The organism is Achromobacter sp. Root83 (assembly GCF_001428845.1).
In the GTDB taxonomy this organism is placed as follows: Bacteria; Pseudomonadota; Gammaproteobacteria; order Burkholderiales; family Burkholderiaceae_B; genus Achromobacter.
In genome coordinates this window covers 530526-556286 of sequence record NZ_LMIU01000012.1, presented here as the reverse complement: position 1 = coordinate 556286, position 25761 = coordinate 530526, and the positions used below count along the sequence as shown (strand labels likewise).

The following is a 25761-nucleotide window of genomic DNA, read 5'->3' as shown; positions in this document are numbered from 1 at the left end:
CAGATCCGGCTCCGCCGGTCTGCTGGCATGCCCCCTTAAGGGGGAAGCGCGCAGCGCTGCGGGGGTGGGCTTCATTCACTTCAGCAATCCGTCCTTGCGGAACATATCTTTGATGCCGCGCACCGCCTGGCGGGTGCGCTGCTCGTTTTCGATAAGAGCGAAGCGTACGTATTCGTCGCCATACTCGCCGAAGCCGATCCCGGGGGACACGGCCACTTTCGCATCCGACAGGACACGCTTGGCAAATTCCAAAGAGCCCATCGCCCTGTAGGGTTCGGGGATCTGCGCCCAGATGTACATGGACGCCTTGGGAATCTCCACATTCCAACCTGCTTCGTGCAGGCCGCGCGCGAGCACGTCGCGGCGGCTCTGGTACTGCGCCACGATTTCGTTCACGCAATCCTGCGGGCCGTCCAGCGCGGCGATGGACGCCACCTGGATCGGCGTGAACGTGCCGTAGTCGTGATAGCTCTTGATGCGCGCGAGCGCATTGACCAGCTCGCGGTTGCCGACCATGTAGCCGATGCGCCAGCCCGCCATGTTGTAGCTCTTGCTCATCGTGAAGAACTCGACCGCGACATCGCGCGCGCCGGGAACCTGCATGATGGAAGGGGCCACGTAGCCGTCGAAGGTGATGTCGGCATAGGCCAGGTCATGCACGACGAGGATGTCGTGTTCCTTCGCCAGCGCCACCACACGTTCGAAGAACGACAGGTCCACGCACTGGGCGGTGGGGTTGCTGGGAAAGCCCAGCACCATCATCTTGGGCTTCGGGATGGATTCGCGCACGGCGCGTTCCAGCTCCTCGAAGAAGTCCACGCCCGGCGTCATGCGCACGGAGCGGATGTTGGCGCCGGCGATGACGGCGCCATAGATATGGATCGGGTAGCTGGGATTGGGCACAAGCACGGTGTCGCCGCGGTCCAGCGTGGCCAGCATCAAGTGGGCCAGGCCTTCCTTGGAGCCAATCGTGACGATGGCTTCGGAGTCCGGGTCGAACTCGACCGCGTAGCGGCGCTGGTACCAGTCGCAGATCGCCTTGCGCAGACGCGGGATGCCCTTGGACACCGAGTAGCCGTGCGTGGTCGGGCGCGAGGTGGCTTCCACCATCTTGTCGACGATGTGCTTGGGAGTCGCGCCGTCCGGATTGCCCATCGACATGTCGATGATGTCTTCGCCGCGCCTGCGCGCCGCCATCTTGAGCTCGCCGGTAATGTTGAAAACGTACGGGGGCAAACGCTCAATGCGAGAGAACTTCCTCATGATGGGAATCCTTAGGGGCGAAAAGGCAAATAAACCAGGGCGCGGTCGCGCGAAGGGGAAAGGGGCTCAAAGCCGCGCCAGCACACGTTTGCAGCGCAACAAAACCCTGTAATCTAGCGCAACGACGCCTAGGCGGCAAATGGGGCGGAAAAAGCCCCTTTTCCTGGTGGATACGTTGCAACATGCGGCGTGTCCGATGCGCTATTATCAAGCACGTAAAGCCGGAGTTTTTATTGAAGCTGCATACCGATCCTGCGACGGCCGCTCTGAACACTGTCACCGCCTACGGTGATGGCTATATCGAGGTCAACCAGGTACGTTTTTCCTCCTCGGTCGCTTTCGGCCCGGAAGGCGAAGTTACCCTCTGGCCCGTTCAGTCGCCGGCCGACATCACCTCATCTCTCTTGCTCCAGGCGGCCGGATTGTCCGAGCCCGTCCGCGACCCCATGGCTTTTCTGGACGAACCAGAAGCCGCCCCCAGCCGGCCGGCCAATGCGCCCGAAGTGCTGCTGGTGGGCACGGGCGCCCGGCAACAGTTCCTGCGCCCCGATGTGCTGCGTCCCCTTTTGGCGGCGGGCATAGGCGTCGAGATCATGGACACACATGCCGCCTCGCGCACCTACAACATCCTGATGGCCGAGGGCCGGCGCGTGGTCGTCGCCCTCATTCCTCCCCATGGAGCATCCGCTAAATGACGCCCAGCATAGGCAAGTCTGCCCCGCAATTCACCGCCGAGAGCACGATAGGCCCGATCAGCCTGGAACAATGTCAGGGGCGCGCCGTGATCCTGTACTTCTATCCCAAGGACAACACGCCGGGCTGCACCACCGAAAGCCAGGATTTCCGCGACCTGCACGCCGAATTCCTGGCCGCCAGCGCGATCGTGATCGGCATCTCGCGCGACTCGCTGAAGTCGCATGAGAATTTCAAAGCCAAGTACGAACTTCCCTTTCCTCTCATCTCCGACGCCGACGAAACCGTCTGCAATCTGTTCGGCGTCATCAAGCAGAAGAATATGTATGGAAAACAGGTGCGCGGCATCGAACGCAGCACCTTTTTGATCGATGCCTATGGCGTGCTGGTGCAGGAGTGGCGCGGGGTGAAGGTCCCGGGCCACGCCAAGGAAGTCCTGCAAGCAGCCAAAAGCATCGGTTAGTTGCAAGGAAAGACCCGTCAGGCGCTATAGCCGGCCCACACAGGAGAGTGACGCATATGCCGCTTCCGAAGTTGCCTACCCGCCCCGCAGCCATCCTGACCTTCCCCTCGGGCGAATCCGCCCGAGCGCAGGCCCGCACGACCAAGACTGCCGCTGCGCGGTCCAATACCCAGGCCGCCCTCGCCGAAGACGCCGAGGACGAGCTGCTGGTCCAGCCGGAACTTGATGGTCTGGCCTCGCCGGCCCGCAAGGCGCAGATTCCCGCGCCCGCCCGCCAGGTGCCGCCGCCTCCGCCCGCGCCAGCCGTCCGCGCGGAAACGCGCCCCCAGGCCAAGCCCGCCCCGGCGCCCTCCAAGCGCGGCAAGGCGCGCGCTCAGAACGCTCCGCGCAAGCTGTTCGTCCTGGACACGAATGTGCTGCTGCACGATCCCAGCTCGCTGTTCCGCTTCGAAGAGCACGACATCTTCCTGCCGATGATGACGCTGGAAGAGCTGGATCACCAGAAGAAGGGCATGTCGGAAGTGGCGCGCAACGCGCGCCAGGTCAGCCGTTCGCTGGACGCCCTGGTGCAGGACGCGACGCACCTCGAGGAAGGCCTGGAACTGGCCAAGCTGGGCAACAAGGATGCAACCGGCCGCCTGATGTTCCAGACGACCGCCATTCACAGCACCCTGCCCTCCGACCTGCCCATGGGCAAGGCCGACAACCAGATCCTGGGCGTCGTCCGCGCCCTGCAGGAAAAGTACCCGCAACGCGAAGTGGTGCTGGTGTCCAAGGACATCAACATGCGCCTAAAGGCCCGGGCGCTGGGGATGGCGGCGGAAGACTACTTCAACGACCACGTCCTGGAAGACTCGGACCTGATGTATTCGGGCGTGATGCAGTTGCCCGAGGATTTCTGGAACAAGCACGGCAAGGATGTGGAGTCCTGGCAGCAGGGCGGCACCACGTTCTACCGCATCCATGGCCCGCTGTGCTCGCAGTTCGTCGTCAACCAGTTCGTCTACTTCGAAGGCCAGATGCCGCTGTACGCGCAGGTGCGCGAAGTCAGCGGCAAGATGGCCGTGCTGGCGACCCTGCGCGACTACACCCACGGCAAGAACAACGTCTGGGGCATCACCGCGCGCAATCGCGAGCAGAATTTCGCCATGAATCTGCTGATGAACCCGGAATGCGATTTCGTGTCGCTGCTGGGCCAGGCGGGGACGGGCAAGACGCTGCTGGCGCTGGCCGCGGGCATCACCCAGGTGCTCGAGACCAAACGCTACACCGAGATCATCATGACCCGAGTCACGGTGCCCGTCGGTGAAGACATCGGCTTCCTTCCCGGCACGGAAGAGGAAAAGATGCTGCCCTGGATGGGCGCGCTGGAAGACAACCTGGACGTCCTGAACATGGGCGACGGGGAAGGCAACGGGGACTGGGGGCGAGCCGCCACCATGGACCTGATCCGCTCGCGCATCAAGGTCAAATCCCTGAACTTCATGCGCGGCCGCACCTTCCTGAACAAGTACCTGATCATCGACGAAGCGCAGAACCTGACGCCCAAGCAGATGAAGACGCTGGTGACCCGCGCGGGCCCTGGCACCAAGGTGATCTGCCTGGGCAACGTCGCCCAGATCGATACGCCGTACCTGACCGAAGGCAGTTCGGGCCTGACGTTCGTCGTGGACCGCTTCAAGGGGTGGCCGCATTCCGGACACGTCACGCTGCAGCGCGGCGAACGCTCGCGCCTGGCCGATTACGCCGGGGACGTGCTGTAACCCCGCTGTGTCCAGAAAAGAAAAAGCCCCTTGAGCGATCAAGGGGCTTTTTTACTTCCAACGCGGGCCGATTATTTATCGGCGGCGTTGGTGATGGCATTGCCGGCCCGCGACATATCCTTGCCCATGCCGGCGACGGTATTGCAACCGGCCAGCACAAACCCGAAAACGACGAAGGCGGTCAGCACGATCTTGCCACGCATGCTGGAACTCCTGGACTGATGAAATAAAAGTGCTGAAGCTTAGACGATCTGCACGCGCAGTTCGCCCAGGCCTTCCACGCCGCCGGTGATCACGTCACCTTGCAGCACGGCGCCCACCCCTTCGGGCGTGCCGGTGAAGATGATGTCGCCCGGCTGCAATTCGAACAGGCCCGACAGGTAGGAAATGCTCTCGGGCACGTTCCACAGCATCTGCGAGATATCGCTGGACTGCTTGCGTTCGCCGTTCACGTCCAGCCAGATAGCGCCCTTGTCCAGGGTGCCGACCACGCTGCGCGGATGGATGGGGCCCAGCGGCGCCGACTGGTCGAACGCCTTGCCGATTTCCCAGGGACGACCCTGCTTCTTCATTTCGCCTTGCAGGTCGCGGCGGGTCATGTCGAGCCCCAGCGCGTAACCCCAGACGCACTCATTGGCCTGTTCCACGGGAATATCGCGGCCGCCCTTGCCCAGCACCACGACCAGTTCCATCTCGTAGTGCAGATTGGAGGTCTTGGGGGGATACGGCATCTTGCCGGTTTCGCCATCGGCCACGGTCACCACGGCGTCGGCGGGCTTGCAGAAGAAGAACGGATCTTCACGGCCGGTGAACCCCATTTCCTTGGCGTGCTCGGCATAATTGCGGCCCACGCAATAGACGCGGCGTACCGGAAACAGCGCGGCGCTGCCGGCAACGGGAACCGCGACGGGCGGCTGAGGAGGTAGAACGTAATCCATGAGCTATCAACCTATGACAAATACGTGACCGGGAACCGGCCAAACATGTTACCCCGACGCCGCGCGCGCTCCGGATGCCCGCTGTCCCGTGTACGGGGGCATTTTTTATGGCGAAGCGGCCCGGCGATTGAAAATCATCCGCGAGTTTATCCCTTTCCGCGCCCTCCGCGCGGCCCGGTTTTGTTCAGGAAAACCTAGGGATATCCCCATCAAACACCACCAGGCGCTCGATGTAGTCCGCCATATACGCCTTCATTTCCTGGTGCGCCGCCGAAACCTGGTAGCGGTCGTGGGCCGGGCCGTCCGCGAAGGCCGCCACGACGGCGTGGGTCAGGCCGTCGGCGCGGCTGGCCTGGTTGGACCGGAACGCATACCCGGCCACCCCTTCGCATTCCGCCAGGATCCGGTCGCAGTAATCCTGAACCCGCGCATGGAACCGCGCATCGGCGGCGGCGGACAGTTGCAACATCACGACATGCAAGTACATCAGATCTCCTTCTTCGCGCGCGTCGCGGCAAGCCATGCGCGCGACACCAGCCCCATGATGCCGTCTCTAAACAGCAGCACGCACATCACGAAAATCGCGCCCTGGACGATCAGCACCCACGAGCCCAGCGGCGCCAGATAGTTCTGCAGGGACACGAAGGTGAACGCTCCGGCGAGCGGGCCGAACACGGTGCCGATGCCGCCCAGCAGCGCCATCAGCACCACTTCGCCATTGGCGTGCCAATGCACGTCGGTCAGCGATGCAACGCCGAACACCAGTACCTTCAAGCCGCCCGCGAGCCCGGCGACGGACGCCGACAGCGTGAACGCCAGCAGTTTGTAGCGCGACGTGGAGTACCCGAGCGAACGGGCGCGCTGTTCGTTGTCGCGCACCGAGCGGATCACTTCGCCGAATGGCGAGTTCAGCACGCGCAGGACAAAGGCGTATCCGAGCGCGAACACCGCCAGCGTGAAGTAGTACATGGGTATCACGCCTTCCAGGTCGAAGATGCCGAAAAGCTTGCCACGCGGCACGCTCTGCAATCCGTCCTCGCCGCCCGTGAAACCCGCCTGCACCGCGATAAAGTAGACAAGCTGCGACAGCGCCAGCGTGATCATCGCGAAATAGATGCCTTGGCGCCGGATCGCAATGGCACCGAACAGCAGGCCCAGCAGCCCGCCCGTCAACACGCCGGCCAGCAGGCCCAGTTCGGGCGTGGCGCCCAGCAGCTTCATGACAATGCCGGTGGCGTAGGCCGCCGCGCCAAAGAAAGCCGCGTGGCCGAAGGACAGCAGACCCACATAGCCGACCAGCAGGTTGAAAGCCGCCGCGAACAAGGCGAAACACAGTACCTTCATCAGAAACGTGGGATACACGAACCAGGGCGCGACCAGCGCCGCCAGCGCCAGCGCGGCCATCGTCACCCGCATCGCGCGGCGGCTCAACTGCACGGGCTGGCGCGTGGCTTCCGCGGCCAGCACGTTCTGCACCTGTAGCGGTTTGCCGAACAGCCCCGCCGGCTTGCACAGCAGCACCAGCACCATGATGATGAAGATCGCCAGATTGGCGGCTTCGGGATAGAACACCTTGGTCAGGCCTTCGATGATGCCCAGCCCGAAACCGCTGACGATGGCCCCCATGATGGAGCCCATGCCGCCGATGACCACGACCGCGAACACCACCACCACCAGGTTGGAGCCCATCATCGGACTGACCTGGTAGATCGGCGCCGCGATCACGCCCGCCACCGACGCCAGCGCCACGCCCAGCGCGTAGGTCAGCGTGATCAGCAGTGGCACGTTGATGCCGAACGAACGTACGATGGTCGGGTTCTCGGTGGCCGCACGCAGCATGGCGCCCACGCGGGTCTTCTCGATCAGCACCCACACGGCGAGGCACAGCACCAGCGACACCGCCACGGCCCAGCCGCGGTACCAGGGCAGGAACATGAAGCCCAGGTTGACCCCGCCGCTCAGCGCCTTGGGGATGACGTAGGGCAGGCCCGACACGCCATAGGCCTGGCGCAGGCCGCCCTCGATGAGCAGGGCGATGCCGAAGGTGAGCAGCAGCCCATACAGGTGATCCATGCGGTAGGTCCGCGAGATCAGCAGACGTTCCACCACAATGGCGAATACCGCCATGATGAGCGGCACCAGCACCAGCGCGGCCCAGTAGTTCACGCCCGCGTAGTTGAGCAGCATCCACGCCAGGAAGGCGCCCGCCGTGTACTGCGCGCCATGGGCGAAGTTGATGATGTTCAACAGCCCGAAGATCACCGCCAGCCCGATCGAGAGCAGCGCGTAGAAGGAGCCGTTGATCAGGCCGAGCAGGAGCTGGCCAAACAGTGCCGTGGACGGCACACCGAATATTTCGAACACGTGCATTCTCCTCTCAGACACCCAGGCGGCGCGCGATCCGGCCGGGATCGCCGCGCGCCTCGTCCGCCGACAACTCGTCGACCACGCATCCATGCTCCATGACGTAATGGCGGTCGGCCACCTTGGTCGCGAAGCGGAAGTTCTGTTCGACCAGCACGATGGTGAATCCCCGTTCTTTCAGGGTTCGGATGGCTTGGCCGATCTGCTGCACGATGACCGGCGCCAGCCCCTCGGTGGGCTCGTCCAGCAGGATCAGTTGGGCGCCCGTGCGCAGGATGCGCGCAATGGCCAGCATCTGCTGCTCGCCGCCGGACAGATTGCCGCCAGAGCTTGCACTGCGTTCGCGCAGGTTCGGAAACAGCGTGTAGATCTCGTCCAGCGACATGCCGCCCGCAGCCAGCCGCGGCGGCAGCATCAGGTTTTCGGTCACGCTCAGGCTGCGGAACACCGCGCGCTCTTCCGGGCAATACACCACGCCCAGGCGCGGAATCCGATGCGGCGCCATGCCCACGGTCTCCTGCCCGTTCAGGCGGATGGAGCCCCGCCGCTTGTCCAGGATGCCCATGATGGCGCGCAGGGTCGTCGTCTTGCCCGCGCCGTTGCGGCCCAGGATGGTGACGAGTTCGCCGCGGCTCACGTTGATATCCACGCCATGCAGGACATGGGATTCGCCATACCAGGCGTTGAGGTCTTTGATCGCCAGCATCTCAGTGCGCCTCCTCTTCCGACCCCATGTAGGCGGTGATGACCCGTTCATCGCGCGAAACGGTGGCGTAGTCGCCTTGCGCCAGCACGGCGCCGCGCGCCAGCACGGTGATGGTGTCGGACAGGTCGGCCACCACGGAAAGATTGTGCTCGACCATCAGGATGCTGCGGTTCACCGACACCCGGCGGATCAGCGCGGAGATACGCGCCACGTCTTCCTGGCCCAGCCCGGCCATGGGTTCGTCCAGCAGCATGATCTCCGGCTCCAGGGCCAGGGTCATGGCGATTTCCAGCGCGCGCTTGCGGCCGTAAGGCAATAGCGCGGCGGTCGTGTCCGCGAGGTTCGCCAAGCCCACCGCGTCCAGCAATTCCAGGGCGCGCCCGTTCAGGCGGTCCACGCTGCGCCGGCTGCGCCAGAAGCGCAGGCCGTCGCCATGCTGGCGCATCAGCGCCACGCGCATGTTCTGAAGGACGGTCAGCCCCAGGAACACGGCGGATATCTGGAACGAGCGGACGATGCCCAGACGCGCGATCTGTTCCGGCGCCAGAGCCGTGATGTCGCGCCCGCGGTAGTGGATCACGCCTTCGTCGGGCGTGAGGAATTTGGTCAGCAGATTGAAGCAGGTGGTCTTGCCGGCGCCGTTGGGGCCGATAAGCGCGTGGATGGAGCCTTCCTGCAGGGCGAGTGTCACGCCGTCGACGGCATTGAAGCCGCCGAACCGCTTGACCAGCCCCTGGGCGGACAGAACCGCTTGGGTGCTCATGGCGGCGCTCCTACATGCGGGCCAACAGGCCGCCGTCGATCGCCAGGACATGCCCGTTGACGAACGACGCGCCCGGGGACGCCAGGAACACCACCGCGGGCGCAATATCCTCGGGCGCGGCCCAGCGGCCAGCCGGCACGGCGGACGACAGAAACGACTGAAATTGCGGATTGTCCTGCAGGCCCTGCGTGAAGTCCGTGCGCACGAAGCCCGGCGCGAGCGCATTGCAGGTCACGCCACTGGGGCCGTACTCCACGGCCAATGCCCGCGCGAATGCGGCAATGGCGCCTTTGGCGGTAGCGTAGGCGGCGATGTTTGGCATGGTCGCCTGCCCGGCCACCGAAGACATCAGCACGATCCGGCCGAAGCCGCGCTTGGCCATGGCGGGCAAGACGGCACGCGCGCAATGAAACGCGCCATTGACGTGTACGTTCTGCAGCGCCTGCCACTCCGCGGCGGCCATCTCTACCACGGGCTTGCGATTCTGGTTGCCGGCATTGCTGACGAGCACGTCGATGGCCAGGCCAGCGGAATCCAGTTGAGACACGGCGTGCGCCACCGCGGCATCGTCGGCCACATCGAAGGGCGAGGCATGTGCCCTGATGCCCTCTTCGGCCAGACGCGCGCAGGCGGCCTCGCAGGCCTCCCGCGACAGGTCATTGATCACCACCTGCGCGCCGGCCTTTCCCAGCGCCCGCGCAATGGCGTAGCCCAACCCCCGCGCCGCCCCCGTCACCAACGCGACGCGACCCGCCAATCCGAACGTCTGGTCCAGATAATCGTGTTTCAACGCTGTCTCCTTGTCTTATATGCACCGGATCTCTGGGTCCGGCCTGTGTCTTCCTCTGCTTTCGGCATGCAAAACAAAGTTGACATCAATCTCAATATACGCGACTATTTTTAAACACTCAATAACAAGATTTTTGGTTTATCTTCCATAACGAGCAACGGCTAGGAGACCACCATGGCCCTCGAAACCCCCGGCTGCCCCGCCGCCAATGCACTGCCGCCCTTGGCTTCGCGCTTTCTGAAAGTTGCCGATCTGCCCTGGAAGCCGACGCAGGTCGAAGGCATAGACATGAAGGTGCTGATGCAGGACAAGGAGTCCGGCCTGCTTACCGCCCTCTTCCGCTGGCAGCCTGGCACCGAACTGCCGCTGCATGAACACGTCGAGGTCGAACAGACCTTTGTGCTGGAGGGTTCCATCGTGGACGCCGAAGGCGAGGTGTGCGCGGGCGACTATGTCTGGCGCCCGCGTGGCAACCAGCACGTGGCGCGCGCCCCGAATGGCGCCCTGGTGCTCAGCTTTTTCCTGAAACCCAATCTGTTCATCGACGCCTACGCCGGCCAGACGCTGGAATAGGCGTTACCCGCCGCATGACCCCGCACGACTGCCCGGCACAGGGCGGCGCGCAAGGAACCAAGCCCCCGAGGAGACAACCCATGAAGACCCGTATCAAGAACAGCCTTGCTGTCTGCGCGCTGAGCGCCCTGTCCCTGTCCGCCCAGGCGCAGGTGTCGGACGATGTCGTGAAGATCGGCGTGCTGGGCGACCAGTCCGGCATGATGGCGGACCTGTCCGGCAAGTTTGGCGTGGAAGCCGTGAAAATGGCCGTCGAGGACTTTGGCGGCACGGTGCTGGGCAAGCCCATCGAAGTCATTTCGGCGGACCACCAGAACAAGGTCGACATCGGCGTATCGGTTGCGCGCCGCTGGTACGAGAACGACAAGGTGGACCTGATCCTGGACGTGCCCAATTCGGCCATCGCGCTGGCGGTGCAAGATTTGACCCGGCAGATGAAACGCATCGTGATTTTCACCAGCGCGGGTTCGGCGGACCTGACCGGCAAGGCCTGCTCGCCCAATGGCATGCACTGGACCTACGACACCTATGCCTATGCCACCGGCGTGGCCAGCGGCGTCATGGACGACGGCGGCAAGAGCTGGTACTTCATCACATCCGACTACGCGTTCGGCCATTCGCTCGAACGCGACGCGATGGCGGTGGTGAAGGCCAGGGGCGGACAGGTGATCGGCAGCGTGCGCCACCCCATCGCCAGCTCGGACTTCTCATCGTTCCTTCTGCAGGCGCAGGCGTCCAAGGCGCAGGTGATCGGCCTGGCCAATGGCAGCGGCGACACGATCAACAGCATCAAGCAGGCGTTCGAATTCGGCATCATGGGCAGCAAGCAGCGCGTGGCCGCGCTCTTCATGAGCATCGTGGACGTGCGCAGCGTGGGGCTGGAATACGCGCAGGGGCTGAACCTGGTCGAACCCTTCTATTGGGATCAAGACGACAAGGCGCGCCAGTGGTCCGAGCGCTACTTCAAGCGCACCGGCCGCATGCCTTCCATGGTGCAGGCCAGCAACTACAGCGCGGCCATGCATTACCTGAACGCGGTCAAGGCCGCGGGCACGGACGGGTCCGAGGCGGTGCTGAAGAAGATGCATGACACGCCCATCAATGATTTCATGACCGAGAACGGCCGCATCCGCGAGGATGGCCGCGTCATGCGCGACCTCTATCTGTTCCAGGTCAAGAAGCCGTCGGAGTCCAAGCGCGAATGGGACTACTACAACCTGGTGCGCAAGATCCCCGCCGAACAGGCCTTCCGCCCGCTGAAGGACGGCAACTGCGCGCTGGTGAAATCGTGACAGGCGGCGCGCTCCAGCTGCTGGCCGGCAAGCGCGCCATTGTCACGGGGGGCGCCAACCCCCGCGGCATTGGCGCGGCCGTCGTCGAACTGTTCCTGGCGCAGGGGGCAAACGTCGCGGTGTTGGACCATGCCTACCCCGAAGGGGCGGAAGTCCAGCCCGTCCGGGGCCGCGTGGACCTGCACTGCGACGTATCCCGCGCGGCCTCGTGCGAAGCCGCCCTGGCGCGCGCAAAAGAGGTGCTCGGAGGCATCGACGTTCTGGTCAACAACGCCGGCATCGTCGCCGCCACGCGCATCTGGGATCTGCCCGAAGACGAGTTCCGCCGCATGATCGACGTGAATCTGACCGGCACGTATAACGTCACGCACGCGGCGCTGCCCGCCCTGCTGGAAAGCACGCGGCATCCCGCGATCGTGAACCTGGGCTCCACCGCTGCCTTGCGCGGCGGCGGACTGCTGGGCGGTTCGCACTATGCGGCCTCGAAAGGCGGCGTCATCAGCTTCACCAAGGCCCTGGCGCGAGAGCTGGGGCCGCGAGGCATACGGGCCAACTGCGTGGCGCCGGGCATTATTGAAACCGACATGACGCGCGAAAAATTCGGCGAAAATTGGGAACAAGAACTCAAACAGGGCATTCCGCTGCAACGTTTCGGCTCGCCCGCCGAAGTTGCTCAGGCCATTCTTTTCCTGGCATCGGACCTGTCCTCTTACTCAACCGGCATCGTGGTCGACGTCAACGGCGGCTTCCACATTCACTAGGCACGTCCAGAAGCAATGAGCACTCCCGATCGCATGCTGTCCATTCTCGACCTTTTTCGCGACGACACCACTGCCGCGTTCCAGGAAGACGTCATGGCGCATCTGGAGTGCTCGCGCGCCACCGCCTATCGCTATCTCAAGTCGCTGACCGAAAGCGGCCTGCTGGCGCCCACGGCGGGAGGCGCCTACGTGCTGGGTTCGCGCATCATCGAACTGGACCGCCATCTGCGCAGGCACGACCCGCTGATGCGAGCCGCGCGCGAGGTCATGCGCGCCACCGGCGACGAGCTGCGCGCCAACCTGATGCTGTGCAGTTACTACGGCGACAAGGTGATGTGCGTGGACCGCTACTGGACGGACAACTCGATCGAATCCAGCTACGCGCGCGGCCGCCCGTTCCCGATGTTCCGAGGCGCCACCGCCAAGCCCATCCTGGCCAACCTGCCGCCCTACCAATTGCGCAATCTGATGCTATGGCACGCGGCCGAGATCCGCGAAGCCGGACTTGGCGAAGACTGGGATGAGTTCCGCGCGAATCTGAAGCGCTTGCGGGCGGCCGGCGTGTGCGTGTCCCACGGAGAGGTCGACCGTGGCCTGATGGGCATCGGCGCGGCCATCTTCAGCCCCGAGCAGAAGGTGGTCGGCAGCCTGGTTTTCATCGCCGCCGAAGCGCATACCCCGGCCGCGCGCCTGGATGTGCTGCAAGCGCGGATCCAGGTCGCGGCGGCAGAGGTCTCGCAGAATCTGCAGGCGCCTCAAAGCAACGGCGCGGCGGCGATCGGCATCATGCCGTCGCGGCCGCGCCGCATCAAACCGCCAGCCGGTACAGCACCGGCTCGGGCCAAAGCCTGATCAGGCCTTGTTGTAGCGTTCGACGCTGTTCACGATTTCCTCGTGCGCGGCGTCAACACCCTTCCAGCCCTTGACCTTGACCCACTTGCCCTTTTCCAGGTCCTTGTAGTGCTCGAAGAAATGCTGGATGCGGGAAACATCTTCCGCCGGCAGATCTTCATAGGACTTGATGTTGCGGTACGGGGGGTACAGCTTTTCGATCGGCACGGCCAGCAGCTTGGCATCGCCGCCCGACTCGTCGTCCATTTCCAGCACGCCGATGGCGCGGCAGCGCACGACGGCGCCGATCTGGATCGGGAACGGCGTCAGCACCAGCACGTCGGCGGGGTCGCCGTCGTCGGACAGGGTTTGCGGGATGTAGCCATAGTTGCACGGGTAGTGCATGGCGGTCAGCATGAAGCGGTCAACGAAAATCGCGCCCGATTCCTTGTCGACCTCGTACTTGACCGGGTCGGCGTTCATGGGGATTTCGATGATGACGTTGAAGTCTTCCGGCAGCTTCTTGCCAGGGGAGACGCGATCAAGACTCATGGTTCAACCTTGTTTGTCTGAAGGAATGTTCAAATCGAGCCATCGTCCTTGAACGGCGGCTTGGTGGTCGGCACGGGCGCCGCGGCCGGCGCGGGCGCGGGCTTGGGCGCGGCGGGCGGCGCCGGCGCATACGTGGGCACGGGTTCGTCGAAAGCCGCGGCCGGAATCGGCGCGCTGTCGAAGTACTCGTCGATATCGGACGTGCCGCCGGCAAGCGGTGCGTCCTCGGGCGCCAGCGCACGGTCGCGCTGTTCGCTGCTGACGCGTGCGTCCGGATCCAGCACGTAGTCGGAGGCCGAGGCCGCCACCGCGGGCGCCAGCGCGGGGTAGTCGCCACCGAGACCGGTGTCGCCATCGGTGTCCGACAGGCCTACCGCATAGCCGCCCTCGGCATCCACATGGTAAGGATCGGAACCCGTGTCCGCGGGCGGCAGAGCCGCATCCGCCGCCAGCACCGGCAGGGCCATGCTGGCCGCCGTGGCAAGGCGCCAATGGCGCACGGCGTCCGCGGGGCGTTCCAGGCGATCGTAGAGGCTGCCAAGCAGGGCATGCGTTTGCGCATCGCTGCGGCGGCTCAGGCTGCGCAGCAGATAGCGCTCGGCCTGCCCCCAAAGCTGGCCGTTCAGGCACAGCATGCCCAGCGCGGTCAGGAGGTCGGGATCGGTCGGACGCTGTTGCAGCCAGGTCTCCGCCTTGGCCAGACGGCGCGAGACCTGTTCGGCTTCGCAGCGGGCGTAGGCAGCCACCAGGGCCGGATTGAACTTGACGGCAATGGCCGCTTCCAGCACGCGGGCGGCTTCGTTGGCTTCACCGGCGGCCTCGAAGGCCGCCGCGCCCGCCAGGGCGATCTCGGGCAGCAGGCGTTCTTCGGCCTTCAGGTCTTTCCAGGTGGCGCGCCAGGCATCGCTGCCGGCGGCGGCGCGCAAGCGCGCTGCGCCCGAGGCGTCTATGAGCAGATCGGCTTCAGCGCGCGCCAGCGCATTGCGCCGCACGAGGCCGCGCGCCAGCGTGAAGACCTGGTCCTGGTGGTTCAACGCGGTATGGGCGCGCAGCAGCAAGCGCATGGTGTGCAGATGGCGCGCGCCGCCGTCGGCCAGGGGAGCCAGCACCGCCAGCGCGCGTTCGGCGCGCCCCTGGTCCAGCAGCATGTCGGCCGACACCGTCGCCGTGGCTTCGACCAGGCCCGGATCGGCGCCCGCCTGTTCCTGCGCGGTGACCAGCAGGCGGTCGCGCCGGTCGAATTCGCCCAGGCCGTGCGCGGCGCGCCCGGCCGACAAGGCGGCCAGAACGCGGCGCGTCTTCACCTTGGTCTGTTCGAGCAGCTTGGTCAGATCTTTTTCGGCATGGGTATAGCGGCCTTCCAGCAAGCCGATCCAGCCACGTTCGAGCAATTCGTGATCGCGGGCCTGCGCGCGCTTGCCGCGCCAGGCGCGCACGCGGTCGGGAATGGCGAGCAGCCACGCCAAGAGGCGCAAACCCACGTACAGCACGATGAAGGCCGCCACGAGCAGCAAGACGGCGAGCGTCAGCGACATCCCGATGCGCCACGGCCACACGAGCAGCAGCACATTGCCGGAATGCGAGCGCAACACCACCGCCAGGGCGACGGCAATGACGGTGAGCAGCAGTGTCCAGAACCAGGTACGCATATGCCTTAGTCCTGATCGCTGGTCTTGAAGCCCGCAGCCCGCAGCGCCGCGACGGCGTTCAGGCTGTCGGCCACGTCCGGCATGCGCACGGCGATGTCGATCTGCGCCAGTTCGCGCGCCAGCGTCTGGGCGGCGACGGTATCGGGAGAACGGTTGTCGAAGTACTTGGACAGCGTCACGCCGACGTTTTCGAGTTCGCTTTTCCAGACCGGCGACTGACGCATCAGCATCGCGAGTTGCGCCGTCAGAAGGCGCTGACGCAGCGTGCCGCGCACCTGGTCAGCCTGTTCGGGCGACAGCAGCAGCGCGGCGGGTTCGTCCACGCGCTGAATGGTGATCAGCCCACCCAGCTCATGCGCCAGCGCGGAGCCGGCGCGGCCGGGCCAAGAGGCCACTTCCGCACGCCAGCGCTGCCACCAGGGAGCGTCGGCGGGCAAGCCAGCCTGGGGGTCCACCGTGGGCGCCGGAGCAGCCGGCTGGGATTCGCCGACGGGCGCAATGCCCGGAGCGGCGGCGTCTGGCACCAGCAAGGGCGCCCTGCCGATCAGCGCGACCAGGCGTTCGATGCGGGCAGACTGGGCGGGAATATCCACCGTGGACACGGCGCGCAGGCGATCGAGGTCGCCGTTGATCGCTTGCTGCAGGCTGGAGAAGCGCGGCCGGTCGGCGCGCGCCAGCCTGGACTGGGCGGTTTCCAGGGCGACGATGGCGTTTGAAACGTTGCCGGCCAGGCGCAATTGCTGGTTGGCGATCGTCAGCAGACGCTCGATGTCGTTAGCCAGAAGCTCGTCGCTGGCGCTGTCGTTGAAGTTCTGCCAGGCCAGTTGCAACGCGTTGTACTGGCTTTGCGTTTCACGCACGGTGTCTTCAAGTTCGCCCACGCGTCCTGCCTGGGCCTGCGCCAGCGCCAAGGCTTCACGCGTGTCCTTGCGGGCCTGCGCGACGTCGGCGCTGAGCGTTTCGATGCGGGTGGCGACCTCGCGTCCGGCGGACACGAACTGCGTGCGCTGCTTCCAGAGCGCGTAGCCCAAGCCTACGGCCAGCAGCACGACGATTATCAGGGCAGTGACCAACGGGCCACTGCCGCGCTTGGCCGGACGGGCCTTGACGGAATCGGCCGGGGCCGATGCGGACGCGTTTGCGTCCGGGGCGGCCGTATGAACGACCGGATCGGTAGCGGGAGTCTTGTCTGTCATGACGCGATTGTATTCGGTGTCAGTCCGAAGCAACGAATCAAGCAGCAACAAAAGCCTGGAATATCGACTCGTCGTTGGGCAAGCAGATTTTTACCATCGACGGGCACGACGCGCCATCGGCCGTCACCGGCAGGCGGCGCGCAAGGGAGGGATGAGTCAGCACGAAGCCGCACTGCTCCCACCAGCCGGACAGCCCCGCCGCCTCCAGCCCGGCGCGCGCGGCGTCCGCGCCCTCGCCGCTGGTGATCAGCCAGGTGGCGCTGACGCCGGCATCCGCCCAGCGCCGCAATTGGGTCAACTGCGCGGGACGCCAGAGCGCCGGACGCCGCAGGTAAGCGGCGTGCCGCGTGACCGCGACGCCCTCGGCCTCGAGCTTGTCCCCTAGCCAGTCCCTGCCTTGCGTGCCGCGCACCAGCAGCACGCGGGCGGGCATGGGCAGATCCTGGAGCACGCGCCACAGGGCCTCGGAATCGTGGCTGGGCGCGGACTCGTCCGGATGCAGGACTGTTGTATTCGCGCCAAAACACCCCGACTCGTGCAATGCCTGCGCGCTGGCCGGGCCCACCGTGGCCGCGCTCACGCCTGCCGGCCACGGCGCCGGCCCGTCAACCCGGGCAAGCTGGTCGAGGTACTGCCTGGCGGCGTTGCCGCTGACAAACACAACCATGTCATAACCGGCCGGCCGAGGCAGGTCCTCGGGGGCAATCGGCAAGGGATGGATTTCAAGGGCGGGCAGGATGCAGGACAACCAGCCGGCGTCCGACAGACGGCCGGCCAGTGCCTCGTTGCGCCCGGCGGGCCGCGTCAGGACGGCGACGCGCGGCCTCTCGGCGGCTGCGGACGCCTTGGTCATCAGCCTGGCCCGGGGTCCTGCAGCAAGTCGCGCAGAATGGCCTGGGCGCCCGCCTGCAGCAGTTCGTCGGCGGCCGCCTCGCCGATGGCCTCGGCCGCGCTGACGGGACCGCTGCGCGTGGCGTGGACCATGCGTGCGCCGTCCGGCGACGCCACCAGCGCCCGCAGCGTCAGCGTGCCACCCGCGATCTGGGCGAATGCGGCAAGGGGAACCTGGCAGGATCCGCCCAGCTTGCGCGAAACGGCGCGCTCGGCCAATACGCAGGCGGTTGTGTCGGCGCTGACCAGCGGCGCCAGCCAGGCACGCATATCACCGCGATCATCGCGGATCTCGATGCCCAGCGCGCCCTGTCCGGCCGCCGGCAGGCTGTCGGCGGCATCCAGCAAGCTGCTGATGCGCCCCCCCAGGCCCAGGCGTTCAAGACCGGCTGCCGCCAGCACGATGGCGTCGTAGTCGCCCTTGTCCAGCTTGCCCAGACGCGTGTCCAGGTTGCCGCGCAGGGGTTTCACGACGAGCTCGGGATAGCGCGCGCGGATCTGGGATTCACGGCGCAGGCTGGACGTGCCGACGACCGCGCCCGCTGGCAGGTCTGCCAGCGACGCATAGCGGTTGGACACGAAGGCATCGCGCGGGTCCGCGCGATCAAGGACGGCGCAAAGCTCGAATGGGGCTTGCAGATCCACCGGCACGTCCTTCAAGGAGTGAACGGCAAGATCGGCACGCCCATCGAGCAGCGCGTTTTCGAGTTCCTTGACGAACAGTCCTTTGCCGCCCACTTTGGAGAGCGTGCGGTCGAGGATCTGGTCGCCTCGGGTCGTCAGGGTAAGAAGCTCAACCGCGCACGCCGGGTACAGCGTGCGCAGCCGGTCGCGCACATGCTCGGCTTGCCACAGGGCAAGCCGGCTGGCGCGGGTCGCGATGACCAGGCGTTGCGGAAGAGACACGAGACGTCATCAAACAAAATTGGAGACGATGACCGTCGCGACTATCCCGAGGATGGCCAGCACGAACAGACCCTGAAGAAGGCTCAGGCCCGATTCGGATTGCTGGGGATCGACGGATCTACGCAGACTCATGTGCTGATTCCTTGGAAGCGGTTTTGCGGCTTGCCAGCCACCGTCCAAGGACAACAACGAGCAAGGCGCCGATAATTTCTGCAGCGATTTTAACCGTAGTGGGCTGAACGCCGAAATGACGTTCGACAATCACATCGGTGATCAACATGCCGCCCGCGATCCAGCCGAGCAAAGCCGCGCCAAACGTGACAACCAGCGGATAGCGGTCGATGAGCTTGAGGACCAGCGTGCTGCCCCAGATGATGATCGGCACACTGACGATCAGGCCAAAGGCGACCAGGCCGATCTGATGATCGGCGTGGGCATTCTGGGCCGCGCCAGCGATGGCGATGACGTTGTCCAGGCTCATCACGAAGTCAGCGATGATGATGGTCTTGATGGCGGCGGCGATGGATGTTCCGCCCTTTACGTTGCCATGCGCATCGTCTTCGGGAACCAGGAGCTTGACCCCGATCCAGAGCAGCAGCACGCCACCCACGACCTTCAGGAAGGGGATCGACAAGAGCGTCAGGGCGAAGGCAATCAGCACGACACGCAAGATGATTGCGCCGGCGGTACCCCACAGGATGCCTTGCATGCGCTGCTTGGGCGCCAGGTTGCGACAAGCCAGCGCGATCACGACGGCGTTGTCGCCGCCAAGCAGGATGTCGATGAGGATGATCTGGAATACCGCTGCCCAACTCAGCGTCTGTAAAAACTCAAGCACTATGAACCCCCGAAGGCATTTATGAAAAGAATGGCCGGTCCCGAGCCGGCCGACTCGCCGCGCTGCGCGCGGCGAGGTGATTCAAAACAACGCAGTATTGTAATTCAGCTTTCAGTCAGCTTTCTGGCGCATCACCAAAACTTTTCCGATCGCCAAAACAAGCACCGCGCCCAGCACGCCCGTCATCATCGCGAAGCTGTGCTGTGACACACCCAGGGCAGCGTCTATGCGCGCCACTGGTTCCTGCAAGGCGGGATCCCCCACCAGCAACTCGCCAGCAATGAAGCCCAGCAACGCCGCACCCACCCAGACGATAACCGGGAAGCGCTCGATGACCTTCAGGAGCAGCGTGCTGCCAAAGATGACCAAGGGGATGCTGATCGCCAAGCCCAATACCAGCAAGGTCGTGTCGCCCATCGCGGCGGCGGCTACAGCCACCACGTTGTCCAGGCTCATGACCAGGTCGGCAATCATGATAGTGCGAATTGCCGTGAACAAATTGCCTTGCGTCTTGCCCGCGCCGTCTTCTTCGCCTTCCGGCATCAGCAGCGTCACGCCGATGTAGACCAGGAGCAGCGCGCCGATGAGCTTGAGCCACGGCAACAGCAGCAATTTGGCCGCCACGAGCGTCAATACGATACGCATGATGATCGCGGCAGCGGAGCCGACCACGATCGCTTTCTTCTGTTGCGCCGGAGGCAGCGAACGCGCCGCCAGCGCAATAACCACGGCGTTGTCGCCGGATAGCAGGATATTGACCCAAATGATCTGGAGCAACGCTATCCAGAATGCCGCTGAACTGAGTTCCATACTTCTTTCCTAGGTGTGATCCCCCTAGGACAAACCAAATTAATGGGCGAATGAAGACAAAAACGTACTGGCCGTCTTGGTGCGAGCCCGACGGCGTTCTTGCTGGGTACGCGCGAAATTTCTTTCATTATAGTTTCGTTCAGCTTTCCGTATGATTCCGTGACCTCGGCGTGGACACGGGATTACCCTAGGAAAACTGCCAAAGCAGGCAAAAAAAAACCCGCCGAAGCGGGTTTTTTTTGGCGCGCATGCTGAAACTTACAGCACCGACTTGAGCAGCTTGCCCATTTCGGAGGGGTTGCGCGTGGTGCGGATGCCGCAAGCTTCCATCACTTCCAGCTTGGCGTCGGCCGTGTCGGCGCCACCGGAGATCAGGGCGCCAGCGTGGCCCATGCGCTTGCCGGCGGGCGCGGTGACACCAGCGATGAAGCCGACGACCGGCTTCTTCATGTTGTCCTTGGCCCATTCGGCGGCATTGACTTCGTCGGGACCGCCGATTTCGCCGATCATGATGACGGCGTCGGTGTCGGGATCGTCATTGAACAGCTTGAGCACGTCGACGTGCTTCAGGCCGTTGATGGGATCGCCACCGATGCCGACGGCGCTGGATTGACCCAGGCCCAGCTCGGTGACTTGCGCCACGGCTTCGTACGTCAGGGTGCCCGAACGGCTGACGATGCCGATGCGGCCCTTGCGGTGGATGTGACCGGGCATGATGCCGATCTTGATTTCGTCGGGGGTGATCAGACCCGGGCAGTTCGGGCCCAGCAGCAGCGTCTTGCTGCCCTTGGCCTTCATGCGGTTCTTGACTTCGAGCATGTCACGGACCGGGATGCCTTCGGTAATGCAGATCACCAGATCCAGTTCGGCTTCGACAGCTTCCCAGATCGCGGCGGCGGCGCCAGCCGGCGGCACGTAGATGACCGACACGGTCGCGCCGGTGTCGGCCTTGGCGTCCTTCACCGAAGCGAAGATCGGCACGCCTTCGAAGTCTTCACCCGCCTTCTTGGGGTTCACGCCGGCCACGAAGGCGGCCTTGCCATTGGCGTACTCACGGCACATGCGGGTGTGGAACTGACCCGTCTTACCCGTGATGCCCTGGGTGATGACTTTGGTGTCCTTGTTGATCAGAATCGACATTTGTGAATCCTTGGATTTTCTTTAGCGCCAGGCCGCCCCCAGCTGAAGGCGCCCCCTTGGGGGGCAGCGAGCCATGAAAGGGCGCGGCGTGGGGGCATATTTACTTGACGGCGGCTACGACGCGGGTGGCCGCTTCGGCCATCGTGTCGGCGCTGATGATCGGCAGGCCCGAGTCGGCCAGCATCTTCTTGCCGAGCTCTTCGTTGGTGCCCTTCATGCGGACGACCAGCGGCACGCTCAGGTTGACGGCCTTGCAAGCCGCGATCACGCCTTCGGCGATGACGTCGCAGCGCATGATGCCGCCGAAGATGTTGACCAGAATGGCCTTCACGCTCTTGTTGGCGAGCATGATCTTGAACGCTTCGGTGACTTTCTCGGCCGTGGCGCCGCCGCCGACGTCCAGGAAGTTGGCCGGCTCGCCGCCGAACAGCTTGATGGTGTCCATGGTGGCCATGGCCAGACCGGCGCCGTTCACCAGGCAGCCGATGTTGCCGTCGAGCTGGATGTAGGCCAGGTCGAACTTGCTGGCTTCGATTTCAGCGGGATCTTCTTCGTCCAGGTCGCGGTAGGCGACGAGTTCCGGGTGGCGGAACAGAGCGTTGGGATCGAAGTTGAACTTGGCGTCCAGGGCGATGATGTTGCCCTTGCCGTCGCGGTTCAGCGGGTTGATTTCGACCAGCGAAGCGTCGGTGTCCATGTAGCACTTGTAGAGCTTCTGGAACACGTCGACGGCCTGGGCGGTCGAATCGGCGGGCAGGCCGATCGCATTGGCGATCTTGGTGGCTTGCTCGGCGGACAGGCCGGTCAGCGGATCGATGTATTCGGTGATGATCTTTTCGGGGGTGGAGTGAGCCACTTCCTCGATGTCCATGCCGCCTTCGCTGGAGGCGATGAAGGCGACTTTCTGCGTGGCGCGGTCAGTGACCAGCGAGACGTAGTATTCCTTCTGGATGTCGGCGCCGTCTTCGATGTACAGGCGACGGACCTTCTGGCCTTCCGGGCCGGTCTGGTGCGTGACGAGCTGCATGCCCAGGATTTCCGAGGCCAGCTTGCGGACGTCGTCCAGCGAGCGCGCCAGCTTGACGCCACCGCCCTTGCCGCGGCCGCCCGCGTGGATTTGTGCCTTGACGACCCAAACCGGTCCACCCAGCTTTTCAGCGGCAGCCACGGCCTCGTCGACGGAAAGAGCGGGAATCCCGCGCGGCACGGGGACGCCAAATTGCTTCAGCAGTTCCTTGCCTTGATACTCGTGGATTTTCATGTGTTACCTGTCAGGACGTATGAGAAAAAGAAGGTGAATCGGAGGACGAATCGGCCGATGCCTCAGCGCTGCCCCCGGTGTACCACTTGGGATAGTGCTCAGCCACCACCGGGCCGCCAGTGCTCAAGGCATGGCAACCGTCCAATTGGAATGGACGCAGGTCCGGGTTGATTTCTTGCCGCCGGCGGTTGGCCATGGTCTGGATTGCCGCGGTGGGAAGCACCTGCGACAGTTCGGTCATGTGCGTACAGCCCGCCACATGCCCGAAACGCTCCTTGACCTGACGGCGGAAACCCTTGAGCAGGTTCATCCCGATCAGATCAGTGTAAGCCGGCTCGATCGCCATGCAATGCCCGCCATAGGGCGCCGCGTCATAGACGGCCTGAGCAGCCAGGATCGAGAAATTCTCGTCGATGGTGATGCGCAGGTGCATATGATGAACGGGTTGCCCGGCCTTGAACATCTCGCCGTCGCGCTTGGGAAAATCGTACGCCTTGACGTCGATCAGCTCGGCTTCCAGATCCCAGTTGCCGTCATCGCGCGCATAGGACTGCACGCGTATGGAACGCGTGTGCAGCGGTTGGCGAGGATAATCCGGCGGTGGCAAGGGCATGCGTGGGGGCCTGCGGGGCGAAGATGGCCAGCGCATGGTGCGCGGCAACAAAACCTTCAAAGTATAGCGCAGGCAGCCCGGGATCAACTGTCTTCTTGGGCGCTGCCCGCAACGCCGCATCGGTCTCGTGGCCCGCGCAACGGGCGCACGCCCTCTAACCGGGGACAGAACAGCGGGCCGCTGGCGCCGGATGGCTCGGCCAAACGCAGAAAAAACCCGGCTAGCGCATTGACCGCGCAAACCGGGTCTTTATTGTCGCTATCGCCCGGAGCCCTGACTCCGGACGGCTCCCTCAGGCCGCTTCGCGCAGCGCGCGCGCGGCCTGCACCATGCCGATCAGCGCGGCTTCCGTTTCCGGCCAGGCCCGCGTCTTCAGGCCGCAGTCGGGGTTCACCCAGAGGCGCTCCTTGGGCAGACGGGCGGCGGCCTTGCTCATCAGGTCCACCATCCAGTCCACTTCGGGGACGTTCGGCGAGTGAATGTCATATACGCCGGGACCGATGTCGTTCGGATAGCGGAAATCCTCGAATGCCTTCAGCAGCTCCATATTGGAGCGCGACGTTTCGATCGTGATCACGTCCGCATCCATGGCGGCGATGGATTCGATGATGTCGTTGAACTCCGAATAGCACATGTGCGTGTGGATCTGCGTCTCGTCGCGCACGCCGGCGGTCGACAGGCGGAAGCAATCCACGGCCCAGTCCAGATACGCCTGCCAGTCGGCGCGGCGCAGGGGCAGGCCTTCACGGATGGCGGGTTCGTCGATCTGGATGACGCTGATGCCGGCCGTCTCCAGATCCACCACTTCGTCGCGCAACGCCAGCGCCAGTTGGCGGCAGGTTTGCTCGCGCGGCTGATCGTCGCGGACGAACGACCATTGCAGGATGGTGACGGGACCCGTCAGCATGCCCTTGACCGGCTTGTCGGTCAGCGACTGCGCGTAGGACGACCAGCCCACCGTCATCGGGGCGGGACGGGCCACGTCGCCAAAGATGATCGGCGGCTTGACGCAGCGCGAACCGTAGCTTTGCACCCAGCCGTTCTTGGTGAAGGCAAAGCCAGCCAGCAGTTCGCCGAAGTACTCAACCATGTCATTGCGCTCGGGTTCGCCATGAACCAGCACGTCCAGGCCCACCTTTTCCTGGAAGCGGATGACTTCCTCGATTTCCCTGCGGATGGCGGCTTCGTACGCGGAGTCCGTCAGTGCGCCCGACTTCCAGTCGCGTCGCAGGGCGCGAATTTCGGCGGTCTGCGGGAAAGAGCCGATTGTCGTCGTCGGGTAGGCGGGCAGGCCAAGTTGCTCTTGCTGACGAGCGATTCGCCCGGCGAACGGCGCGCGATCCCGCGACACCTCGGCCGCGCCGGCCATGCGCTGGCCCACCGCCGGGTTGTGGATGCGGACCGAAGCCCGGCGCGCCGCGAGCGCCGCGCGTTGCTTGATCAGGCCACCCTGCGCCGCCGGGTCGGTTGCGCCGTCCAGCGCACGGCCCAGCAGGCTCAGTTCTTCCAGCTTCTGGGCGGCGAACGACAGCCAGCTTTTCAGCTCGGCGTCCAGGTCGGTTTCGTTGGCCAGATCCACCGGCACATGCAAGAGCGAGCATGACGGGGCGAGCCAAAGGCGGTCGCCCAATTGCTGCCGGATGGGGGCCAGCGTGGCGAGGGCGGCGTCCAGATCGGTGCGCCAGATATTGCGGCCATTGATGACGCCGGCGGACAACACCTGTTCGGCGCCCAGTCCGGTAACGACGTCTGCCAATTGCTCGGGCGCGCGGACCAGATCCACGTGCAGGCCGGCCACGGGCAGGCTCAGGGCGGTGGGCAGGTTGTCTTTCAAGCCATCGAAGTAGGTCGCGACCAGCAGCTTGACCGGGCTGGCGGACAGCGTGGCGTAGACCCGCTTGAACGCGTCGCGCCAGGCCAGGGGCAGATCGAGCACCAGGATGGGCTCGTCGATCTGCACCCATTGCACGCCCTGCTTGGCAAAGCGGGCCAGCACTTCTTCATATACCGGAAGCAGCGCGGCCAGCAGTTCCAGCTTGCCGGCATCGGCGGCGCCACCGGCAAAGGCGTCGCCCTTGCCCTGGTACAGCCAGGTCAGCGGCCCGGGAATCACCGGTTTGACGGCAAGGCCCAGGTCCTGCGCTTCCTGGATTTGCTCGAACAACGATTCGCGCGCAATGCGGAACGTCTGCCCCGGAACCAGCTCAGGCACGATGTAGTGGTAATTGGTGTCGAACCATTTGGTCATCTCGCAGGCGGCGGCCGGCTTGCCCGTTGGCGCGCGGCCCCGGCCCATGCGGAACAGCGTGTCCAGCGTGACGGGCTCATTGTCCTTCTGGCCGAAACGGGCGGGCACGGCGCCCAGGAGCGTGGTCCATTCCAGGATCTGGTCGTACCAGGCGAAATCGCCCACGGGCACGAACTTCAGGCCCGCCGAGGCTTGCAGCTTCCAATGCCTGGCGCGCAGTTCGCGGCCGGTCTCTTCCAGCGCTTCAGCGGTCTGCTTGCCGGCCCAATAGGCCTCGACAGCGCGCTTCAGTTCGCGCTGGGCGCCAATGCGGGGGAACCCCAAATTATGAATAGTAGTCATGGGAACACCGTCGTTAGACAAAATTTGTTCAAGTGGAGGCTATTCTGAGGCCAAACCAAAATGAATCAAAATCAATGTCTACATTCATAAAATGAGGAATTCTCATACAATATAA

27 protein-coding genes are annotated in these 25761 nt (G+C 64.5%); 7 read left to right on the top strand and 20 right to left on the bottom strand.

Features of this window, described 5'->3' with window-relative positions; genetic code table 11:
• Positions 1 to 75: 75 nt before the first annotated feature.
• Positions 76 to 1263 (bottom strand): alanine transaminase, encoded by a 1188-nt coding sequence (alaC, locus tag ASE30_RS14950; protein ID WP_057285067.1) that lies wholly within the window; start codon positions 1261 to 1263, stop codon positions 76 to 78.
• 233 nt (positions 1264 to 1496) lie between these two features.
• On the opposite strand from alaC, the gene ASE30_RS14945 reads away from it, so the two are divergent.
• The 3 genes from ASE30_RS14945 to ASE30_RS14935 are packed head-to-tail and all read left to right on the top strand — an operon-like array spanning position 1497 to position 4182.
• Positions 1497 to 1958, top strand: a complete 462-nt coding sequence (locus tag ASE30_RS14945; RefSeq protein WP_057285066.1) for an Mth938-like domain-containing protein — start codon at positions 1497 to 1499, stop codon at positions 1956 to 1958.
• Positions 1955 to 2419 carry a peroxiredoxin gene (locus ASE30_RS14940; protein ID WP_057285065.1) on the top strand — a complete coding sequence of 155 codons (465 nt, stop codon included), beginning with the start codon at positions 1955 to 1957 and terminating at the stop codon, positions 2417 to 2419. Before ASE30_RS14945 ends, ASE30_RS14940 begins: the two co-directional genes overlap by 4 nt.
• Before the next feature lie 56 nt (positions 2420 to 2475).
• On the top strand, positions 2476 to 4182 hold the full coding sequence (locus ASE30_RS14935; protein ID WP_057285064.1) for a PhoH family protein: 1707 nt from the start codon (positions 2476 to 2478) through the stop codon (positions 4180 to 4182).
• 71 nt (positions 4183 to 4253) lie between these two features.
• Here ASE30_RS14935 and ASE30_RS14930 read toward each other — a convergent pair whose 3' ends face one another.
• The 7 genes from ASE30_RS14930 to ASE30_RS14900 all read right to left on the bottom strand — a co-directional run bounded on the left by ASE30_RS14930 (position 4254) and on the right by ASE30_RS14900 (position 9743).
• Positions 4254 to 4385: an entericidin A/B family lipoprotein gene (locus tag ASE30_RS14930; RefSeq protein ID WP_008164311.1), complete on the bottom strand. Its 132-nt coding sequence runs from the start codon at positions 4383 to 4385 to the stop codon at positions 4254 to 4256.
• Between the two features lie 39 nt (positions 4386 to 4424).
• Positions 4425 to 5120 carry a fumarylacetoacetate hydrolase family protein gene (locus tag ASE30_RS14925; RefSeq protein WP_057285063.1) on the bottom strand — a complete coding sequence of 232 codons (696 nt, stop codon included), beginning with the start codon at positions 5118 to 5120 and terminating at the stop codon, positions 4425 to 4427.
• Between the two features lie 184 nt (positions 5121 to 5304).
• A complete protein-coding gene (locus ASE30_RS14920; protein ID WP_057285062.1) occupies positions 5305 to 5607 on the bottom strand; it encodes a Dabb family protein in 303 nt (100 codons plus the stop codon).
• Positions 5607 to 7484 carry an ABC transporter permease gene (locus ASE30_RS14915; protein ID WP_057285208.1) on the bottom strand — a complete coding sequence of 626 codons (1878 nt, stop codon included), beginning with the start codon at positions 7482 to 7484 and terminating at the stop codon, positions 5607 to 5609. Before ASE30_RS14915 ends, ASE30_RS14920 begins: the two co-directional genes overlap by 1 nt.
• 13 nt (positions 7485 to 7497) lie before the next feature.
• On the bottom strand, positions 7498 to 8190 hold the full coding sequence (locus ASE30_RS14910; protein WP_057285061.1) for an ABC transporter ATP-binding protein: 693 nt from the start codon (positions 8188 to 8190) through the stop codon (positions 7498 to 7500).
• Position 8191: 1 nt separating this feature from the next.
• Positions 8192 to 8953 carry an ABC transporter ATP-binding protein gene (locus ASE30_RS14905; protein ID WP_057285060.1) on the bottom strand — a complete coding sequence of 254 codons (762 nt, stop codon included), beginning with the start codon at positions 8951 to 8953 and terminating at the stop codon, positions 8192 to 8194.
• Positions 8954 to 8963: 10 nt separating this feature from the next.
• Entirely contained in the window at positions 8964 to 9743 is a 780-nt protein-coding gene (locus ASE30_RS14900; protein WP_057285059.1) for an SDR family NAD(P)-dependent oxidoreductase, read from the bottom strand.
• 174 nt (positions 9744 to 9917) lie between these two features.
• On the opposite strand from ASE30_RS14900, the gene ASE30_RS14895 reads away from it, so the two are divergent.
• The 4 genes from ASE30_RS14895 (at position 9918) to ASE30_RS14880 (ending at position 13221) form a co-directional block, all read left to right on the top strand.
• A complete protein-coding gene (locus ASE30_RS14895; protein ID WP_057285058.1) occupies positions 9918 to 10316 on the top strand; it encodes a cupin domain-containing protein in 399 nt (132 codons plus the stop codon).
• 80 nt (positions 10317 to 10396) lie between these two features.
• The gene (locus ASE30_RS14890; protein WP_057285057.1) at positions 10397 to 11608 is read left to right on the top strand and encodes an ABC transporter substrate-binding protein; all 1212 of its coding nucleotides are present in this window, start codon (positions 10397 to 10399) and stop codon (positions 11606 to 11608) included.
• The gene (locus ASE30_RS14885) at positions 11605 to 12369 is read left to right on the top strand and encodes an SDR family NAD(P)-dependent oxidoreductase (protein ID WP_057285056.1); all 765 of its coding nucleotides are present in this window, start codon (positions 11605 to 11607) and stop codon (positions 12367 to 12369) included. The genes ASE30_RS14890 and ASE30_RS14885 overlap by 4 nt, the downstream gene beginning before the upstream one ends.
• A gap of 15 nt (positions 12370 to 12384) precedes the next feature.
• Positions 12385 to 13221, top strand: coding sequence for an IclR family transcriptional regulator (locus tag ASE30_RS14880; protein ID WP_057285055.1), 837 nt, complete (start codon positions 12385 to 12387; stop codon positions 13219 to 13221).
• On the opposite strand, the gene ppa is transcribed toward ASE30_RS14880, so the two are convergent.
• The 12 genes from ppa to metE all read right to left on the bottom strand — a co-directional run bounded on the left by ppa (position 13222) and on the right by metE (position 25646).
• Positions 13222 to 13752 (bottom strand): inorganic diphosphatase, encoded by a 531-nt coding sequence (ppa, locus tag ASE30_RS14875; protein WP_057285054.1) that lies wholly within the window; start codon positions 13750 to 13752, stop codon positions 13222 to 13224. It lies immediately after the preceding gene.
• A 29-nt stretch (positions 13753 to 13781) separates the two neighbouring features.
• Positions 13782 to 15401 carry a heme biosynthesis HemY N-terminal domain-containing protein gene (locus ASE30_RS14870; protein WP_057285053.1) on the bottom strand — a complete coding sequence of 540 codons (1620 nt, stop codon included), beginning with the start codon at positions 15399 to 15401 and terminating at the stop codon, positions 13782 to 13784.
• Positions 15402 to 15406: 5 nt separating this feature from the next.
• Complete coding sequence (locus tag ASE30_RS14865) at positions 15407 to 16597, bottom strand: uroporphyrinogen-III C-methyltransferase (RefSeq protein WP_057285207.1); 1191 nt, start codon at positions 16595 to 16597, stop codon at positions 15407 to 15409.
• 37 nt (positions 16598 to 16634) lie between these two features.
• Positions 16635 to 17450 carry a uroporphyrinogen-III synthase gene (locus ASE30_RS14860; protein ID WP_057285052.1) on the bottom strand — a complete coding sequence of 272 codons (816 nt, stop codon included), beginning with the start codon at positions 17448 to 17450 and terminating at the stop codon, positions 16635 to 16637.
• Positions 17450 to 18394, bottom strand: a complete 945-nt coding sequence (gene hemC, locus ASE30_RS14855) for a hydroxymethylbilane synthase (protein ID WP_057285051.1) — start codon at positions 18392 to 18394, stop codon at positions 17450 to 17452. The genes ASE30_RS14860 and hemC overlap by 1 nt, the downstream gene beginning before the upstream one ends.
• A 9-nt stretch (positions 18395 to 18403) precedes the next feature.
• Positions 18404 to 18526 (bottom strand): hypothetical protein, encoded by a 123-nt coding sequence (locus tag ASE30_RS29770; RefSeq protein ID WP_255366978.1) that lies wholly within the window; start codon positions 18524 to 18526, stop codon positions 18404 to 18406.
• Complete coding sequence (locus ASE30_RS14850; protein ID WP_057285050.1) at positions 18513 to 19232, bottom strand: TerC family protein; 720 nt, start codon at positions 19230 to 19232, stop codon at positions 18513 to 18515. Before ASE30_RS14850 ends, ASE30_RS29770 begins: the two co-directional genes overlap by 14 nt.
• Before the next feature lie 111 nt (positions 19233 to 19343).
• Positions 19344 to 20042 carry a TerC family protein gene (locus tag ASE30_RS14845; protein WP_057285049.1) on the bottom strand — a complete coding sequence of 233 codons (699 nt, stop codon included), beginning with the start codon at positions 20040 to 20042 and terminating at the stop codon, positions 19344 to 19346.
• A 258-nt stretch (positions 20043 to 20300) separates the two neighbouring features.
• Positions 20301 to 21182, bottom strand: a complete 882-nt coding sequence (gene sucD, locus ASE30_RS14840; RefSeq protein ID WP_006225012.1) for a succinate--CoA ligase subunit alpha — start codon at positions 21180 to 21182, stop codon at positions 20301 to 20303.
• Between the two features lie 100 nt (positions 21183 to 21282).
• Positions 21283 to 22443 (bottom strand): ADP-forming succinate--CoA ligase subunit beta, encoded by a 1161-nt coding sequence (gene sucC, locus ASE30_RS14835; RefSeq protein WP_057285048.1) that lies wholly within the window; start codon positions 22441 to 22443, stop codon positions 21283 to 21285.
• A 10-nt stretch (positions 22444 to 22453) separates the two neighbouring features.
• A complete protein-coding gene (locus ASE30_RS14830) occupies positions 22454 to 23056 on the bottom strand; it encodes a DUF2889 domain-containing protein (RefSeq protein ID WP_057285047.1) in 603 nt (200 codons plus the stop codon).
• Positions 23057 to 23348: 292 nt separating this feature from the next.
• Positions 23349 to 25646, bottom strand: coding sequence for a 5-methyltetrahydropteroyltriglutamate--homocysteine S-methyltransferase (gene metE, locus ASE30_RS14825; protein ID WP_057285046.1), 2298 nt, complete (start codon positions 25644 to 25646; stop codon positions 23349 to 23351).
• Between the last annotated feature and the right edge of the window lie 115 nt (positions 25647 to 25761).

Bases quoted from the DNA above. Each gene is read 5' to 3' on its own strand.
- ASE30_RS14910 (WP_057285061.1), bottom strand. From the start codon at position 8,190: ATGCTGGCGATCAAAGACCTCAACGCCTGGTATGGCGAATCCCATGTC.
- ASE30_RS14930 (WP_008164311.1), bottom strand. From the start codon at position 4,385: ATGCGTGGCAAGATCGTGCTGACCGCCTTCGTCGTTTTCGGGTTTGTG.
- ASE30_RS14890 (WP_057285057.1), top strand. From the start codon at position 10,397: ATGAAGACCCGTATCAAGAACAGCCTTGCTGTCTGCGCGCTGAGCGCC.
- ASE30_RS14905 (WP_057285060.1), bottom strand. From the start codon at position 8,953: ATGAGCACCCAAGCGGTTCTGTCCGCCCAGGGGCTGGTCAAGCGGTTC.
- sucD (WP_006225012.1), bottom strand. From the start codon at position 21,182: ATGTCGATTCTGATCAACAAGGACACCAAAGTCATCACCCAGGGCATC.
- ASE30_RS14865 (WP_057285207.1), bottom strand. From the start codon at position 16,597: ATGACAGACAAGACTCCCGCTACCGATCCGGTCGTTCATACGGCCGCC.
- ASE30_RS14830 (WP_057285047.1), bottom strand. From the start codon at position 23,056: ATGCCCTTGCCACCGCCGGATTATCCTCGCCAACCGCTGCACACGCGT.
- ASE30_RS14845 (WP_057285049.1), bottom strand. From the start codon at position 20,042: ATGGAACTCAGTTCAGCGGCATTCTGGATAGCGTTGCTCCAGATCATT.
- sucC (WP_057285048.1), bottom strand. From the start codon at position 22,443: ATGAAAATCCACGAGTATCAAGGCAAGGAACTGCTGAAGCAATTTGGC.
- ASE30_RS14880 (WP_057285055.1), top strand. From the start codon at position 12,385: ATGAGCACTCCCGATCGCATGCTGTCCATTCTCGACCTTTTTCGCGAC.
- ppa (WP_057285054.1), bottom strand. From the start codon at position 13,752: ATGAGTCTTGATCGCGTCTCCCCTGGCAAGAAGCTGCCGGAAGACTTC.
- ASE30_RS14860 (WP_057285052.1), bottom strand. From the start codon at position 17,450: ATGACCAAGGCGTCCGCAGCCGCCGAGAGGCCGCGCGTCGCCGTCCTG.
- ASE30_RS14935 (WP_057285064.1), top strand. From the start codon at position 2,476: ATGCCGCTTCCGAAGTTGCCTACCCGCCCCGCAGCCATCCTGACCTTC.
- ASE30_RS29770 (WP_255366978.1), bottom strand. From the start codon at position 18,526: ATGAGTCTGCGTAGATCCGTCGATCCCCAGCAATCCGAATCGGGCCTG.
- metE (WP_057285046.1), bottom strand. From the start codon at position 25,646: ATGACTACTATTCATAATTTGGGGTTCCCCCGCATTGGCGCCCAGCGC.
- ASE30_RS14940 (WP_057285065.1), top strand. From the start codon at position 1,955: ATGACGCCCAGCATAGGCAAGTCTGCCCCGCAATTCACCGCCGAGAGC.
- ASE30_RS14870 (WP_057285053.1), bottom strand. From the start codon at position 15,401: ATGCGTACCTGGTTCTGGACACTGCTGCTCACCGTCATTGCCGTCGCC.
- ASE30_RS14895 (WP_057285058.1), top strand. From the start codon at position 9,918: ATGGCCCTCGAAACCCCCGGCTGCCCCGCCGCCAATGCACTGCCGCCC.
- alaC (WP_057285067.1), bottom strand. From the start codon at position 1,263: ATGAGGAAGTTCTCTCGCATTGAGCGTTTGCCCCCGTACGTTTTCAAC.
- ASE30_RS14920 (WP_057285062.1), bottom strand. From the start codon at position 5,607: ATGTACTTGCATGTCGTGATGTTGCAACTGTCCGCCGCCGCCGATGCG.
- ASE30_RS14925 (WP_057285063.1), bottom strand. From the start codon at position 5,120: ATGGATTACGTTCTACCTCCTCAGCCGCCCGTCGCGGTTCCCGTTGCC.